This window comes from Rhodococcus sp. NPDC047139, assembly GCF_040643435.1.
In the GTDB taxonomy this organism is placed as follows: Bacteria; Actinomycetota; Actinomycetes; order Mycobacteriales; family Mycobacteriaceae; genus Rhodococcus.
Genome location: NZ_JBEYUH010000009.1, coordinates 151,778 through 166,048 on the forward strand (window position 1 = coordinate 151,778; position 14,271 = coordinate 166,048).

At 69.6% G+C, this 14,271-nt stretch carries 9 protein-coding genes; 4 read left to right on the top strand and 5 right to left on the bottom strand.

Annotation, left to right across the window (positions count from 1 at the left end):
• Window positions 1-76: 76 nt before the first annotated feature.
• Both ABZ789_RS14015 and eccCa read right to left on the bottom strand, forming a co-directional pair.
• Entirely contained in the window at window positions 77-1,567 is a 1,491-nt protein-coding gene (locus ABZ789_RS14015) for a type VII secretion-associated protein (protein WP_358424588.1), read from the bottom strand.
• Window positions 1,567-5,553, bottom strand: a complete 3,987-nt coding sequence (gene eccCa / locus ABZ789_RS14020) for a type VII secretion protein EccCa (RefSeq protein WP_358424590.1) — start codon at window positions 5,551-5,553, stop codon at window positions 1,567-1,569. The genes ABZ789_RS14015 and eccCa overlap by 1 nt, the downstream gene beginning before the upstream one ends.
• A gap of 192 nt (window positions 5,554-5,745) precedes the next feature.
• Between eccCa and eccD the strand changes: the two genes are divergently transcribed.
• Window positions 5,746-7,200 carry a type VII secretion integral membrane protein EccD gene (gene eccD, locus ABZ789_RS14025; protein ID WP_358424592.1) on the top strand — a complete coding sequence of 485 codons (1,455 nt, stop codon included), beginning with the start codon at window positions 5,746-5,748 and terminating at the stop codon, window positions 7,198-7,200.
• A 5-nt stretch (window positions 7,201-7,205) separates the two neighbouring features.
• Window positions 7,206-8,606, top strand: a complete 1,401-nt coding sequence (mycP, locus tag ABZ789_RS14030; RefSeq protein WP_358424668.1) for a type VII secretion-associated serine protease mycosin — start codon at window positions 7,206-7,208, stop codon at window positions 8,604-8,606.
• Here the strand turns inward: mycP and eccB are convergent.
• Entirely contained in the window at window positions 8,563-10,017 is a 1,455-nt protein-coding gene (gene eccB, locus ABZ789_RS14035) for a type VII secretion protein EccB (RefSeq protein WP_358424594.1), read from the bottom strand. The two genes, mycP and eccB, sit on opposite strands and share 44 nt — an antisense overlap.
• Before the next feature lie 192 nt (window positions 10,018-10,209).
• Between eccB and eccE the strand changes: the two genes are divergently transcribed.
• The gene (gene eccE / locus ABZ789_RS14040; protein WP_358424596.1) at window positions 10,210-11,826 is read left to right on the top strand and encodes a type VII secretion protein EccE; all 1,617 of its coding nucleotides are present in this window, start codon (window positions 10,210-10,212) and stop codon (window positions 11,824-11,826) included.
• Between the two features lie 11 nt (window positions 11,827-11,837).
• On the opposite strand, the gene ABZ789_RS14045 is transcribed toward eccE, so the two are convergent.
• Both ABZ789_RS14045 and ABZ789_RS14050 read right to left on the bottom strand, forming a co-directional pair.
• Complete coding sequence (locus ABZ789_RS14045; protein WP_358424597.1) at window positions 11,838-12,425, bottom strand: NAD(P)H-dependent oxidoreductase; 588 nt, start codon at window positions 12,423-12,425, stop codon at window positions 11,838-11,840.
• Window positions 12,422-13,027 carry a TetR/AcrR family transcriptional regulator gene (locus ABZ789_RS14050; RefSeq protein ID WP_358424599.1) on the bottom strand — a complete coding sequence of 202 codons (606 nt, stop codon included), beginning with the start codon at window positions 13,025-13,027 and terminating at the stop codon, window positions 12,422-12,424. Before ABZ789_RS14050 ends, ABZ789_RS14045 begins: the two co-directional genes overlap by 4 nt.
• Window positions 13,028-13,096: 69 nt before the next feature.
• Here ABZ789_RS14050 and ABZ789_RS14055 point away from each other — a divergent pair, with 69 nt between their 5' ends.
• On the top strand, window positions 13,097-14,239 hold the full coding sequence (locus tag ABZ789_RS14055; protein ID WP_358424601.1) for an acyl-CoA dehydrogenase family protein: 1,143 nt from the start codon (window positions 13,097-13,099) through the stop codon (window positions 14,237-14,239).
• Window positions 14,240-14,271 lie beyond the last annotated feature (32 nt).

Sequence of the window (14,271 nt, forward strand, 5' to 3'; positions counted from 1 at the left end):
TCGCTCCTGACACCTGGTTGGACGCATCCTGTCCGGCATCGGTTCCGCAGTTCCCCGGAATTTGCGGACTTTCCCGTCAGCCGATCCGGAGGGTATGAACGGCCTGCTCGCACTCACTGCGGATGCGGCTCCATTCCCCGTCGAGGTACTGGCATCCCAACGAGACCTGGAGACCGGGAAAGACCAGCACCGACCACCGCACCACCGAGAAGTCCTCGGGAACCTCGTTGTACGCCACGACCTTGCGATCGGCGAAGGTCGTGTCGGTGTCGAGATCGCGGATCACCGGTGCGCGTTCGGCTGCTCGTGCCGCGAGTGCGGATGCGACGGATCGCTCGTCGACTCCTTCGCCCAGCTCGCGGTACACGAGGACGATTCGGCGGTCGGCACCTCCGGCGGGTATCAACTCCGCTCGACCGGACTGCGCGGTTGCCGGATCGCGGATGCGCCAACCCTCGGGCAGTTCGAGTCGCACCGGGCCGATGTCGAACCGCTGCGACGGCACGGGACGAGAACCGCTGCTCGGTGTAGGGGAGACGGGGAGCTCCTGTTCTGCAACAACTTCGGACGCATTGCTCGATTCCCTGTCCGATCGGCCGTCCCCGAGCAGTGGCCACGACAAGGCCGCGCCCGCGAGCAGGACGAGAGTCGTCGCGGCGACGACGAGCAGCGTGCGCTTCCTGCCGTCCCACTCGGCACGAGCAGACCCCGGACGCGTGCGCACCTCGGTCAGCCACGGCAGCATCCGATCGGAGTCCTCGATCGCCGGACCGGCGGCAGGCGAGACACGCGACGACGGTTCGCCTTCGGCGGGTGCTCTCTGCAGCCCCGTCACCGCGGCAAGCATCTCCGACGCCGCCACAGGCACGACCCGACGACCCGCACCCACGAGATCGACGAGGAGCGCGAGCGATTCGACACCCGCGGGTTCGCCCGGCCCGCCCGTCACCATCACGACCTCGGGCCCCGCCCCGCCGGCCACCGACGTCAGCAGGTTCTCCAGCCGTGCCCCGGCATCCGGGTCGTGCAGCGCCAGGTCCGGATCGCGCGCGACGCGCTCGACGGTGACCTCCTCGGCCCCGGACGAACCGACGACCACCGCAGCGACGCCCCGGCCGGCGAATTCGAGTACTACGCACCGCTCGTGCGGGGCGGTCTCCGCGGCGCGCCCGGCCGCGACGGCCACCGGAAGCAGGATCGCATCACACGCGACCTGCCGTACCGCGGTACGGAAGAGATCTCGCCGGCGCTCGTTCCACCAGGTCGGATGCACTCCGCACGCCGCACCTCCGGCCGGTGCGCCCGCGGCGGCCACGGCGTAGGCGACCAGTCCGCTCAGCAGTGCCCCGACTTCCGGCTCCGTCCCGAGTACGGCCGCATCCGCCGCTGCCGTGACGTCGAGCGCTTCCGGAGCATCGCGGGCGGGCTCCCCGTACACCCGGCCGTCCGGGGTCTCCGCGGTGAAGGCCGGCGCAGCGCGAGCGATTCCGGCCCAGCCGATGTGAACGGAGCCGGGTGCCAGCACGACCGCCACCACCGCATGCGTCCCGTCGTCCCGAGTGTTCATCACTGCTCCGGCGACCACGCCGTCTGGACGAGTGAGGTGCCCGCACGTCGCACGAAAGTGCCGCGACCCGGCGGCATCGGCGACGGTCTGACCGCGCCGACGAGTGCTCCTTCGTCTCGGCTACCGCTCATGATCAGTCCCGGGCTCGACAGCTCCCGTAGCCGGGCGAGGACAGGTTCGTACAGCGCTCGCCCGGCTCCGCCGGAGCGCCGGGCGACGATCAGGTGCAGTCCGATGTCCCGCCCCTGCGGAAGGTAATCGAGCAGCGGCAGCAGGGGGTTCTGCCCCGAGGTCGCGACCATGTCGTAGTCGTCGACCACGACGAACACCTCGGGTCCGGTCCACCACGATCGGTCGCGCAGTTGCTGCTGTGTCGTCTCCGGACCCGGCAGCCGACGCTCGCAGATTCCGGCGAGTTCCCGCACCATGGCCGAGAGCACCGTCGCCGACGGCGCGTAGCCACCCAGATGATCTCCACCGACGACGCCGAGCATGGTCCGGCGGTAGTCGCCGATGATGATGCGAACCTGTGCCCCACTGCCCGATTCGGTCAGTCCACGGCAGAGCCCTCGGAGCAGGGTCGTCTTTCCGCATCCCGAATCGCCGAAGACCAGCAGGTGCGGGCTCTCTGCGAAATCCACCGACACGGGTTCGAGTTCGGATTCGTCGATGCCGATCGGGACGGAGATCCGTGCCGGAAGAGAAGCGTCACCCGGAACGGGCCGGCCGGTGGGGGGCAGCGCAGCGAGGAGATCTGTCCGGTCGATGCGCGCGGGCAGCATGCGCACCGGCGGTGCCTCCGTTCCGGGGGTGGCCAGCCGGACGGCCTCGACCGCGGAGGCCATCCCTACCGCGAGATCCGTCACGTCGGAGCGTCCGTCGACTCTCGGCAGTGCTCCCAGAACGTGTAGTCCGTTGCGGTCGATGCCTCGCCCGGGACGCCCCTCCGGAACCGTCGCCGCTCTCTTGCGTCCGTACTCCGAGTCGGACGGATCACCCAGTCGCAACTCGATTCTCGTGCCCAACAGGTCGCGCATGGCCGGCCGTACATCGCCCCAGCGCGGCGCACTGAGGATCACGTGGATACCGAAGGACAGCCCCTGCGCGGCCAGGATCCCGATCGTCTGCTCGAGCGCCTCGAAGTCCTGCCGGATGCTGGGCCATCCGTCGACGAGAAGGAAGACGTCGCCGAACGGATCGTCGGCGAGGACCGCGGATGCGGTGGCGCGCATCCTTCGCAGTTGCGCCATGGATTCGAGGCCGTTCTCGGCGAACGACCGTTCGCGACGGCGGAGCAGGGAGATCATCTCGGCGACGGTGCGCCGCACCCGATCAGGGTCGTGCCGTCCTGCGACGGAGCCGACGTGCGGCAGCCCGGCCAGACCGGACAACGTGCCCCCACCGAAATCCAGGCAGTAGAACTGCACCTGCTCGGCGGTATGGGTGAGTGCCATCGACAGCACGAGAGTACGTAGCAGAGTGGACTTTCCGGATTGCGGTCCGCCGACGACCACGACGTTGCCTGCCGCTCCCGACAGGTCGACCACGAGCGGGTCGCGCCGTTGATCGAACGGCCGGTCGACGATGCCGATCGCGGTGCGCAGCGCGGCGTGGCGCTGTACGTCGCCGGTGAGCACCGATCGGGGCAGGAGTTCGTCGAGCGAAGGCGATTCGTCGAGCGGAGGTAACCACACCTCGTGCGCCGGTCTCCCATGCCCCCGGATCCGGTCGACGATCACCTCGAGCACTGTTCTCCCGTCGCTCGGGGCGGGGTCCGGATCCGGATCCGGGGGCGGCGCGGACGGCGCGGTCTCGACGACCACCGGTCGGGCCGTGAACACACGGGGCACGGACGTGCCGCTCGGCGCCGCCGAACGAGTGCGACGCGCGGGACGGCCGGGTTCGTACGTGCCGGAGACATAGGCCGCGGAGAACCGCTGGATGTCGGCGGAGTCGGTCCGGAGATATCCCGCACCCGGAGTCGACGGCAGATGGTAGGCATCCGGCACACCGAGTACGCTGCGCGATTCGTTGGCGGAGAAGGTCTTCAGTCCGACGCGGTACGACAGGTGACTGTCGAGACCGCGAAGCCGGCCCTCGTCGAGTCGCTGGCTCGCCAGCAACAGGTGCATGTGCAAGGACCGCCCCAGACGGCCGATGGCTGCGAAGAGCTCCGCGAATTCGGGCTGCTGCGCCAGCAGTTCGGAGAACTCGTCCACGACGATGAACAACGCGGGCAAAGGGTCGAGTTGCGCTCCGGCCGCCCTGGCCTTCTCGTAGTCGCCGACGTTGGCGAAGTTTCCCGAGGTCCTGAGCAGTTCCTGTCGACGATTCATCTCGCCTTCGAGCGCATCCTTCATGCGATCGACCATCGCGATCTCGTCCGCCAGATTGGTGATCACCGCCGCGACGTGGGCGATCTGCTCGAGGCCGAGGAAGGTCGCTCCACCTTTGAAGTCCACCAGGACCAGATTGAGCGCCTCGGGCGGATGGGTCGCGACGAGCCCCAGGACGAGTGTCCGAAGAAACTCACTCTTTCCCGAACCGGTTGCGCCGATGCACAATCCGTGTGGTCCCATGCCGTTCTCGGCGGCCTCCTTCAGATCGAGCTCCACAGGGGCGCCGTCGATGCCGATGCCGACGGGGACGCGCAGGCGGTCCCGCCCCCGCCGCGGCGCCCACGCCCGCTCCGGATCGAACAGGGCCACATCGCCGAGCCCGAGCAGCTCCTGCCAGCTCGACGGCCGGTCGTCACCGTCGGCCTCGTCCATCGCGCCGCTCGTCACCCGATAAGGCGCCGAACGACGCGCCAGGGTCTGTGCCTGAGCCACGTCGATTCCGTCGGCCTCGGCGAAGACGTCGACAGTCGTGCCGGTCGCGACTCCCACGCGTCCCTCGTCGAGCACCAGTCGCAGGCCGCGCGTCGCGGTCAGGCGCCCGGCATGACCCGACAGGTCGAGAACCGTCACGGCGTCGAGACCCTCGTCGAGTACGCCCGAGCCCGAGCCGACGACCCCGCCGTCGACGACCACGACGAGGTGCACCGCACCTTCCGCAGCGGGGGCGTTCCGCACGAACCTGCTGCGACCGGCCAGTACGGTCGCCAGCTCGGTCTCGAGTTCGAGCAGGGAACCGAACACCGTGCGTGCACTACCCGCACCGTCACACAGCACCGCGTTCTGCGCGTGCGGCAGCCACTTGACCCACTCCCACTCCGTCGCGGTATCCGGTCCGCACACGACGGCGACCTGCAGTGTGTCGGGTCCGTGGAAGGTGCATGCCTGGGCGAGCAACGCCCGCACCAGCGAGCGCGCGCCCGCACGATCGCCCTCGATCCCGATCGCCGCGAAACCTCTCAGCGACACGGCTGTGGGCAGGGCCGGCACCACCGAGTGAGCACGCACGAACCTGCGCAACGAGACCGCGGCGACAGGTTCGAGATCCTCCACCGGCCCTGTTTCCGGAGGAACGAGACGGGTCGCGAGTCGCTGATCGCCGCGCCCGATCCTGACATGGCCGAAGTCCGGATCCGTGGTGCGGCGCTCCCACATCCGGACCGTGCCGACGAGGGTCCACAGCACGACCGGATCCGGGTGCGTCCATTCGAGCGCCCGGCGCTGTTCGTGCGCCGTCTCGGTGACCTCACGCCTGAGCTGATCGAGATATCGCAGGTAGTCTTTGCGGTCCTCGTCGGTCTCGGCCGTTTTCGTCCCGCCGCCACGTCCGCCGTTGGCGAGCATGCCCACCACGGAGACGACCATCATGAGCGGAAAGATCATCGCCATGGGACTGCGTGCGGCGCCGGTGGCGAACATCAGCGCGACCATCCCGATCATCGCCGCAACCATCACGAGCGGGAGCAGTTTCGTCACCATGTTGCCGGGTGTGGCACGGGGAATGTCCGGCGGCGGTTGAACACTCACCTCGCCACTGGGTGTGCGCGGCGCCTCCCACCGCGCTCTGCGCACGAAACGTACGGTACTCACGCTCGCCCACCCCCGGAACGCCGCCGGCCGCCCCCTACGGCCCTACGGTCGAGGAAGACTAACCCACTGGACCCACCATCCCCACCCCTGTTCGTCCTGTGACCCGGCGACGGAACTCGAGCGGGACAGCGGTCGGAAGCATGTCGTATGGTCTGCGTCGTTCGGACGGCAGCGACGGGGGGACCGAAGCCGATGACATCTGTGCGTACGCGAACCGAGACTGCGGGCCGGGTGGAAGCCCCCGAGCTGTGCCGGATCACGGTGCTCGCCCGCCACACCGAGGTCGACCTCGCACTGCCCCTCGATGTTCCGGTGGCGCTGCTGCTGCCCGGCATCGTCGATCTCGTGGCGGGACACCGGCAGGACAACGAGTTCGACACGACGCCGGAACGCACACAGCCCGACAGTTGGGGGCTCGCACGGATCGGCCGGGCTCCGCTCTCCGGCGCGCTGAGCCTCGACGAGCACGGGGTCCGCGACGGTGAGATCCTCGTCCTGGAGGATGCAGGATCCCCCGCCCCTCCACCGTTGTTCGACGATGTCATGTACAGCGTCGCGGCCTCGGATCGAACTGCGACGCCGTGGGGCGCAGGTCCGTCGGCCCTCATCGCGGCATTCCTGGGTCCGGCGGCTCTCACCGTGGGATGCGCGCCGTTGCTGTTCCTCCCCGACGGTGCGGTTCGTCTCGTCACCGGTGCACTGTGTGCGGCGCTGCCGATGCTGCTCCTGCTCGCTGCCGGCATCCTCTCGAGGCTCCACGGTGATCGGCACACCGCGACGGCGCTGCTGTGGTGCGCGTTCCCGCTTGCCTTCACCGCCGGTGCGCTGCTCGTCCCTGGGGGCTCACCCGCTCCCCGTCTCGTTCTCGCCGCAACCCTCACCGGAGCTGTCGCGATGATCGCGGTCCGGGTGACCCGGACGGGACTCGCGGCGTGCACGGCGGTCGCCACGATCGCGACCGGGGTCGTCGTGACGGCCGCCCTCGCGTCCACCACCGATCTCGACGCCCGTGCCCTCGGCGCCGGAACGGTGGTCGCCGCACTGTTGCTCGCCGGGTGCGCACCGCGCCTCGCGGGGATGCTTGCGAGGCTTCCGATCCCCCCGGTCCCCGCTCCGGGTGCTCCGCTGGAACCGGAATCGACCGACGACGGAGCCACGCCGGCACTGCCGTCACCCGCGGAGCTCGAACACCGCGCCGAGCAGGCCCGAAGCTTCCTCACCGGAATCGTCCACGCCGTGGTCGTTCTCATGACGGGCGGAGCGTGGTGCGCTGCATTCCCCTGGGGCGGAGAGAACTTCACCCCCGGAGTCGCCTTGGCCGTAGCGGCGGCAGTCGTGCTGCTCTTCCGGGGGCGTACGTACACCGCGAGTGCACAGGCGACACCTCTGGTAGCCGGTGGGGCCGTGCTCCTGATCGGATTGCTCGTGGTTGCCGCCGCGAGCGGAATGCTGCCGCCGTGGGCGGTGTTCGCATCCGCGGCCTGTCTCGCATGCGCCGGCTTCCTTTTCGGTGTGGCCGCACCGAAACGGACGTTCACGCCGGTGCAGCGGCGAATTGCCGAGATCACCGAGTACGCGACCGTTGCGACCGTCGTGCCGCTGGCGTGCTGGGTCGCCGGCGTGTACGCGGCAGTCCGCGGACTGTGACGGTGCTGCCACGCCGGCTTCCGGTCCTGCTCGTCACTGCACTGGTGGCGTCCGTGACCTCGGGTGTCGCGGCCGCTGCACCGCCTGTGCCGGATTCCGCGCTGTTGCCCGCTGGAGGAACGGCCGCACCCCCCGACGCCACCGAACTGCGGGTGCGGTGCGCGCAACTCCCGGAGGCGCTCGACGGACCGCAGATCCCACGCGCGCAGCAGATCCTCGACTTCGCGTCCGTCTGGCCGATGACCCGCGGTGCCGGGCAGGTCGTCGCTGTCATCGACACCGGAGTCCACCCGCATCCGCGGCTGCCTCCCCCGATTCCTGGTGGCGACTACGTGTCGACAGGAGACGGCACCGAGGACTGCGACGCGCACGGCACCCTCGTAGCGGGACTGATCGCGGCGCGTCCGGTAGCCGGATCGGGCTTCGCCGGTGGCGCTCCCGACGTGGAGGTGATCGCGATCCGCCAGTCCAGCGCCCATTTCGCCGACCGGTCCCGCTCGCACGACGAGGCCGCACGCAACGCTTCTGGGTACGGCGACGTGCGAACCCTCGCTGCGGCGGTCCGTCGCGCCGTGGATCTCGGAGCCACCGTCGTCAACATCTCGGAGGTCGCCTGCCGGTCCGTCTCCGAGGGCCTCGCCGACGGACCGCTCGGCGCGGCGGTGCAGTACGCGACAGAGGTGCACGATGCGGTCGTCGTCGCCGCGGCGGGAAACACCGACAGCTGCCGCGAGGGCAATCCGCCTGCCGTGGATCCGGTCGATCCCCATGCGGACCCGTGGGATTCGGTCGTCACCCTCGCGTCTCCCGCCTGGTACGACGAGTACGTCCTCACCGTAGGCGCGGTCGAGGACGACGGCACCCCGGCCGGCTACAGCCTTCCCGGTCCGTGGGTCGACGTCGCTGCGCCCGGCAGCGCTCTCGTCTCACTGAATCCCGGTACCGACGGCCTGGCCGATCTTGTTCCGGGCCCCCAGGGTGGCAGGCCGTTGTCCGGCACGAGTTTCGCCGCGCCGCTCGTCACGGCCACCGTCGCGCTGGTGCGTTCCCGGCACCCACACTTGTCCGCCCGGGAAGTGGCGGCACGGATCGAGCGCACCGCCCATTCCCCTGCCGAAGGGTGGAACCCGCTGGTGGGGCACGGGGTGATCGATCCGCTCGCAGCCGTCACCGCTCCGCTCACCGCCGAACGCGGGGCACCGGTGCCGGTACCCGTCGACGAGCCGACTCCTCTCCCGGCGCCGGATCATCGGCCACGCAACATCGCACTGCTCGCGGCGACGGCTGTGGGCGTCGCGACCGTCCTCGCTCTCGTCCTCACCGCCCCCGTGCGGCGCACGGCTCGTCCGCATTCCCGAGCCGTCAGTTACCTGCGCTCACCGCAACCGCGCCCGGAGCAGGGGTGACGCCGTCGTGCGCGAGCAACGCTTGTTCCCTGCCGAGCGCAGGCCCGGGAGCCAGTAGCTGCAGGACCGGCCACGGGACCCGGGCAGGCGGGCTCGTGAGGCCGAGTGCCGCGGAAGCGTCCCCGTCGGTGATGCCGTATCGGACGCCGGTGTCCGCGACGAAGAACAACGGTCCGACGCGATCGGTGCCCGACGTCAGCGAAGTGGCCTGCACATACCGGCCGCGCCCGGGCGGTATGTGGATCGCGTCGGCCCGTGGACCCGGGCCGTCTGCCTGCGCCGGTGTCACCGGCACGGCGTCCTGCCCGGCGGGCAGGACAGTACCCGCGGACAGACTCAGCGACGATCGGTGTCTGCCGTCCTCTCCCGACGAAGGCTGCCAGGTGGAGCACGCCACCGGCATCTCCCCCGGGTCGACGATCTTCGGGACGACCTCGGGGAAGGTGTCGACCTCGAGTTCGTGCACCGTCGGCACAGCGGCGAGCACGTCGGGTGGCACCACCGGAATCTCGGTGACTCCTTGGGAATCCGAGAAGTGGATGAGGTGGGCGGTCGCCCGCGACACCTCCTGCACGCCGTTCTCCAGCACCACGTGGAAACTCTGCCCGTCGGGTTCGGACACCGCGACGACCGAACCGACCCGCGTACCCGGAATCGGCACCACGGGAGCGTTTCCCGCTCCGGCGATGTGAGGTGCTGTCAGTTGCGGCGCTTCCGGCACCGCGGCGAGCAGTCCGGGACCCACGTGGCGTGCACGGGAGAGGTCGATGCCGAGCAGACGCAGGACAGACCGGTCGCTGGGGTCGATCTCGGCACGTTTGCCGTCGTAGAGCAGGTGATACCTGCCGTCGGCCGCGATCAGGAGCGCTTCGTCGTGTGCGAGCACCGATCCCGCGCGGTGATCGGGTACGCCCGCCAGTACGGCGGTGGTCGAGGAGTGCAGTCCGTTCGGGTCGGCGATGTCACACACCGTCCACGGTGCCTCCTCCGTGTCGAAGGCCAGGGAGGACGGCGCGCCGGGGATACCCACGAGCGGGCCACGCGGGTGTTTCGACAGTTCCTCGTCCGCCACCACGGCGGGATCGGCCGGAGACCCCAGGATCAGGCGGGCGGACGCCAGGTTGAGAACCGGGTGGAAGGTCGAATCGATCGCGACGTAGAGCGCACCGGACTCCCGCCCGACGACGACGACGGCGTCACCGATCCGATCCTGCGGCCGGAACAACGCCAGAGCCGCACAGCCGCCCAGCACGACACACGCGACGACCACCCCGACGACGAAGGCCCGAGACTGGGAACGCATGGGATCGTGGATCATTCGCACGTCGCCCCGCACCAGCGCATGATCCATGCGCCGCGCGAGGAATCGGTACCCACTGACCTGCCATCGCGTGGTCGGTTGCGCTGCCATCGATCTCCCCCCGTACGGCACGCTCTCTGGCGCAACACAGTACAGTCCTGCTGGGCGCTCACAGCACGCGCGCCGCGCGGCGGAGGGGGAAGCCGGCACCGCGTCCGCACGATCGCCGGTCGTACGGGGGGATTCATGCAACGGACCGTGCCTGCATCCGGTGATGCCCGAGTCTGCACCGTGTCGGGTGAGATGAGAATCCGCACCGCCGCGCGGTTGTCGGCCGCACAGTGCGTGGGCGTCGTCGTATGGGCAGCCGCGGCAGCTCTCGGTGCCTCTCTGTGGGTGGCTTGTGCGATCGCGGTACCCATCGCCGTTCTGTGTCTGACGCCGATCGGTGGACGCGACGTGACCCGATGGATCGCGGTCGTCCTGCCTCGTCGGCCGGATGCCGTGCCCGTGTCCGGCGTCGTCCGGGACTTCCGAGGTGGTCCGGAGGCTCCGGTCGGCGTCCGATGGGACGGCCCGTACGCGACCGTCGTGCTCGAACTGGTTCCGCCGGTCGGCGCGATCACCAGACTCGGCCGCGACAGCGAGGATTCCGGCCGAACACTTCCCCTCGGTGCGATCGCCGGCTGCCTGCACCGGCACGACGTCGTCCTCGACGGGATCGACATCGTGGTGCACGGAGGCCGGGTTCGGGACTCGACAACTGCCGGACAGGCCTACGCGCAGTTGCTGGGTCCTCTCCCTGCCGCCGCCGAAAGAACGGTCCGCGTGGTACTCCGTCTCGACGCCCTCTCCTGTGCGGGTGCTGCGGCCCGCAGAGGTGGCGGTACCGATGGTGCGGCCCGCACGATCGTCGCGGCAGCGCGGCGGGTGCTTCGTATCCTCGGCGACAGTGGGTACGCCGCGCGACTGCTCACCGCGAGCGAAGTCGAGCAGGCAGCGCTGCAGATCTCGCACGGGGTGCCTGCCGCCGATTGGGAACGAACGCGTCGGCACATCGTGCTCTCCTCGGCATACGACAGCGGTGGAGCGTTCGATCCCCGACGGATCGACCGGTGCCACACGACGGCGGTCTGGACCCATCCGACATTGGCATCGACGCTGGTGATCCGGCTGCGGCCGGGAGACCGCGATTCGGTTCGGGTAGGAGCGCTGGCACGGTTCACCACGCGGGGATCCGACAGCCCGGCCGTCGCGGGGCTGCTCCCGGCGTACGGACGTCACGACGAACTCCTCACGGCTGCGCTGCCACTCGCCGTCCCATACCTGGAAGAGCACGTTCCGCTGCGCGACTCGTCCGCCGAGGAACTCGACGCCCTGGCGTTACCGGCCGGCGGTTGCGGGCAACTCGTCGGATCGGACGATGCCGGGCGCGCCGTCACCGTACGACTCACCGGCCCCGGCGTCCGCGCGGTCTATCTCGCGGGCGAGTTGTATGTGGCGCAGCAGGTCGTGTTCCGTGCCGTCGCGGTCGGAGCGCGAGTGCTGCTGCACACCGACCGTCCCGGTGCCTGGCGCGGTCTGGTCGGGTGCGCGGCCGGGCCCGACCGCCTGCGTCTCGCCGGCGAGTACGCGGGCGACCGCGATTTCGACACCGTCGTCTACGACGGTGTCCCGCCGACCTCGTCGATGCCGCATGCGACCGTGATCCATGTACACGACCATCCGGACCGATGGCCGCGCGAGAAGCCCACGGTGTCACTCCTGCAGCCCGGCGCCTCCGGAGATCGCATCGTGATCACGGCAGGTGACGAACGCACGCCGCTCACTCTCGTGACGATCGCGGCGGAGACCACCTGTCTCGGGCGGGCCCGCATGCCGGATCCCGGGGACGACACCGCACGGACGCCGGTTCACTGACCTTCGCCGGATCAGCCCGGATACCGGTCGTGGGCGCGCCCCCCGCGGACGGTACGTGCCCACCAGGCGATCTGGTCGAGCATGCGCTGAGCGCCGTCGATCGCGGCCTCGTCGGTGGTGGTTCCGTCCGGTGCGAAGGCGTGCTTGACGCGGTGGAAGCTCACCGACTGACGCACCGGCACCATGTGCACCTCGACGACGACCTGCCGCAGTTGCTCGACCGCGCGCAGTCCGCCCGAGAGTCCGCCGTAGGAGACGAATCCGACCGGCTTGGTGCGCCATTCGTGCTTGACGGTGTCGATCGCGGTCTTCAGGGCGGCGGGATAGCCGTGGTTGTACTCGGAGGTCACGATCACGAAGGCGTCCGCCGCCCCGACACGACGAGCGAATGCCTCGGCATCCGGACCGCCCGAGAGGTCCTGCGGAAGCGGGGTCTCGGCGAGGTCGAGGACACCGACGTCGAATTCGGTGCGCCGGCGTGCGGTTGCTGCGAACCAGCCGGCGACCGTCGGGGCGATGCGGCCGGCGCGGACGCTCGCGACGATGATCTCGAGACGGATCGGGTCGCGCTGTGAGGCCGTCTGCGATGCCGTGGTCATGGAGTCGATCGTAGGTGGGGTGCTGCGGACAGTCCGTGTGCGAGCAGCGCGGCGAGTTCGCGGTAGGCGCGTGCGTCCTCGAGTCCGGTCGCGGCGGCCACCTGCCGCTGCTGGATGCGAACCATGATCGATGCGACCACGTCGGCGACGAAGGCCGTGTGGACCTCCCGCAGCTCTCCCGCGCCGACACCCTCGGAGATGAGCTGGCGGATACGGTCGGCGGCGAACCGCGTGTTGCGCTCGTACACCTCGCGGGCGACCGGTGTGTGCGCGATGTCTTCCATGAATCGGGAGGAAGCCGGTTCGAGTTCGCGTCCCACGGCTTCGAGATACGCGCCGATGCGCGCTTGTGCGTCGGCCGCCTGTGCGACGTCGGCCTCCACGCGCTCGGCGGCCCTTCTGAAGAAGTGCACGGTGGCCGCGTACACGAGCCGGTCCTTGTTCTCCGCGAGTGCGTACAGCGTCGATTTCGAGCAGTGCAGGCGCGTTGCGATGTCGTCGAGCGTCAGGTGGGCGAATCCTTCTGCGAGGAACAACGCGACCAGTTCGTCGAACAGTTGCGCCTGCCGGGCGGTGGGTCGCCGGCTACCGACTCTTGCCATACCGAGAACAGTACTGCAGTATCGTCCTCAGTACTATTCTTGGTCCCCAGCCTTCCAGGAGGAACCACCGTGCCCGTCGAGCGTCTGCTGCCCACCCGCGAGGCCTACGACCTGATCGACCTCACCCGCGAGGTCGCCGACAAGGTACTCGCGCCGCGCGTCGACGAACACGAGCGAAACGAGACCTTCCCCGAAGGCGTGTTCCCCGCACTCGGCGCCGCCGGGCTGCTGAGCCTGCCGTATCCCGAGGAGTTCGGCGGCGGCGACCAGCCCTACGAGGTGTACCTGCAGGTACTCGAGGAACTCGGTGCCCGCTGGGCCGCGGTGGCGGTCGCGGTGAGTGTGCACGGGCTGTCGTGCTTCGCGCTGGCAACCCACGGCACCGACGAGCAGAAGAACAAGTGGCTGCCGGAGATGCTGGGCGGCAACACCATCGGCGCGTACAGCCTGTCCGAACCACAGGCCGGTTCCGATGCCGCCGCGCTCGCGTGCCGCGCGAAGCCCGTCGAGGGCGGATACCGCATCACGGGATCGAAGGCATGGATCACCAACGGCGGCAAGGCCGACTTCTACACCCTGTTCGCCCGCACCGCCGATACCGGCAGCAAGGGCATCTCGTGCTTCCTCGTGCCCGCCGGCACCGAGGGCCTGTCCTTCGGTAAGCCGGAGGAGAAGATGGGCCTGCACGCGATTCCCACCACCTCGGCCCACTACGACGACGCCTTCGTCCCCGCCGAGCGCCGTATCGGCGCCGAAGGACAGGGACTGCCGATCGCGTTCAGCGCGCTGGATTCCGGGCGCCTCGGCATCGCCGCCGTCGCGACGGGTCTGGCGCAGGCCGCGCTCGACGAGGCGACGGCCTACGCCAAGGAACGGCAGGCATTCGGCAAGCGCATCATCGACCATCAGGGACTCGGATTCGTCCTCGCCGATATGGCTGCCGCGGTCGACTCGGCGCGCGCGACCTATCTCGACGCGGCACGCCGCAAGGACGCGGGACTTTCCTATTCGAGGCAGGCCTCGGTGGCGAAGCTGGTGGCCACCGACGCCGCGATGAAGGTCACGACCGACGCCGTCCAGGTGCTCGGTGGCTACGGCTACACGCGCGACTTCCCCGTCGAGCGCTTCATGCGCGACGCGAAGATCACCCAGATCTTCGAAGGCACCAACCAGATTCAGCGGCTGGTGATCGCGCGGTCGCTGGCAGGCTGACCGATCGGGCAAGAGCAGTCGGAGCCGAAAGA

Coding starts and splice junctions, on each gene's coding strand:
- ABZ789_RS14015 (WP_358424588.1), bottom strand. CDS start 1,567: ATGAACACTCGGGACGACGGGACGCATGCGGTGGTGGCGGTCGTGCTG.
- eccD (WP_358424592.1), top strand. CDS start 5,746: ATGACATCTGTGCGTACGCGAACCGAGACTGCGGGCCGGGTGGAAGCC.
- eccB (WP_358424594.1), bottom strand. CDS start 10,017: ATGGCAGCGCAACCGACCACGCGATGGCAGGTCAGTGGGTACCGATTC.
- eccE (WP_358424596.1), top strand. CDS start 10,210: ATGAGAATCCGCACCGCCGCGCGGTTGTCGGCCGCACAGTGCGTGGGC.
- ABZ789_RS14045 (WP_358424597.1), bottom strand. CDS start 12,425: ATGACCACGGCATCGCAGACGGCCTCACAGCGCGACCCGATCCGTCTC.
- ABZ789_RS14050 (WP_358424599.1), bottom strand. CDS start 13,027: ATGGCAAGAGTCGGTAGCCGGCGACCCACCGCCCGGCAGGCGCAACTG.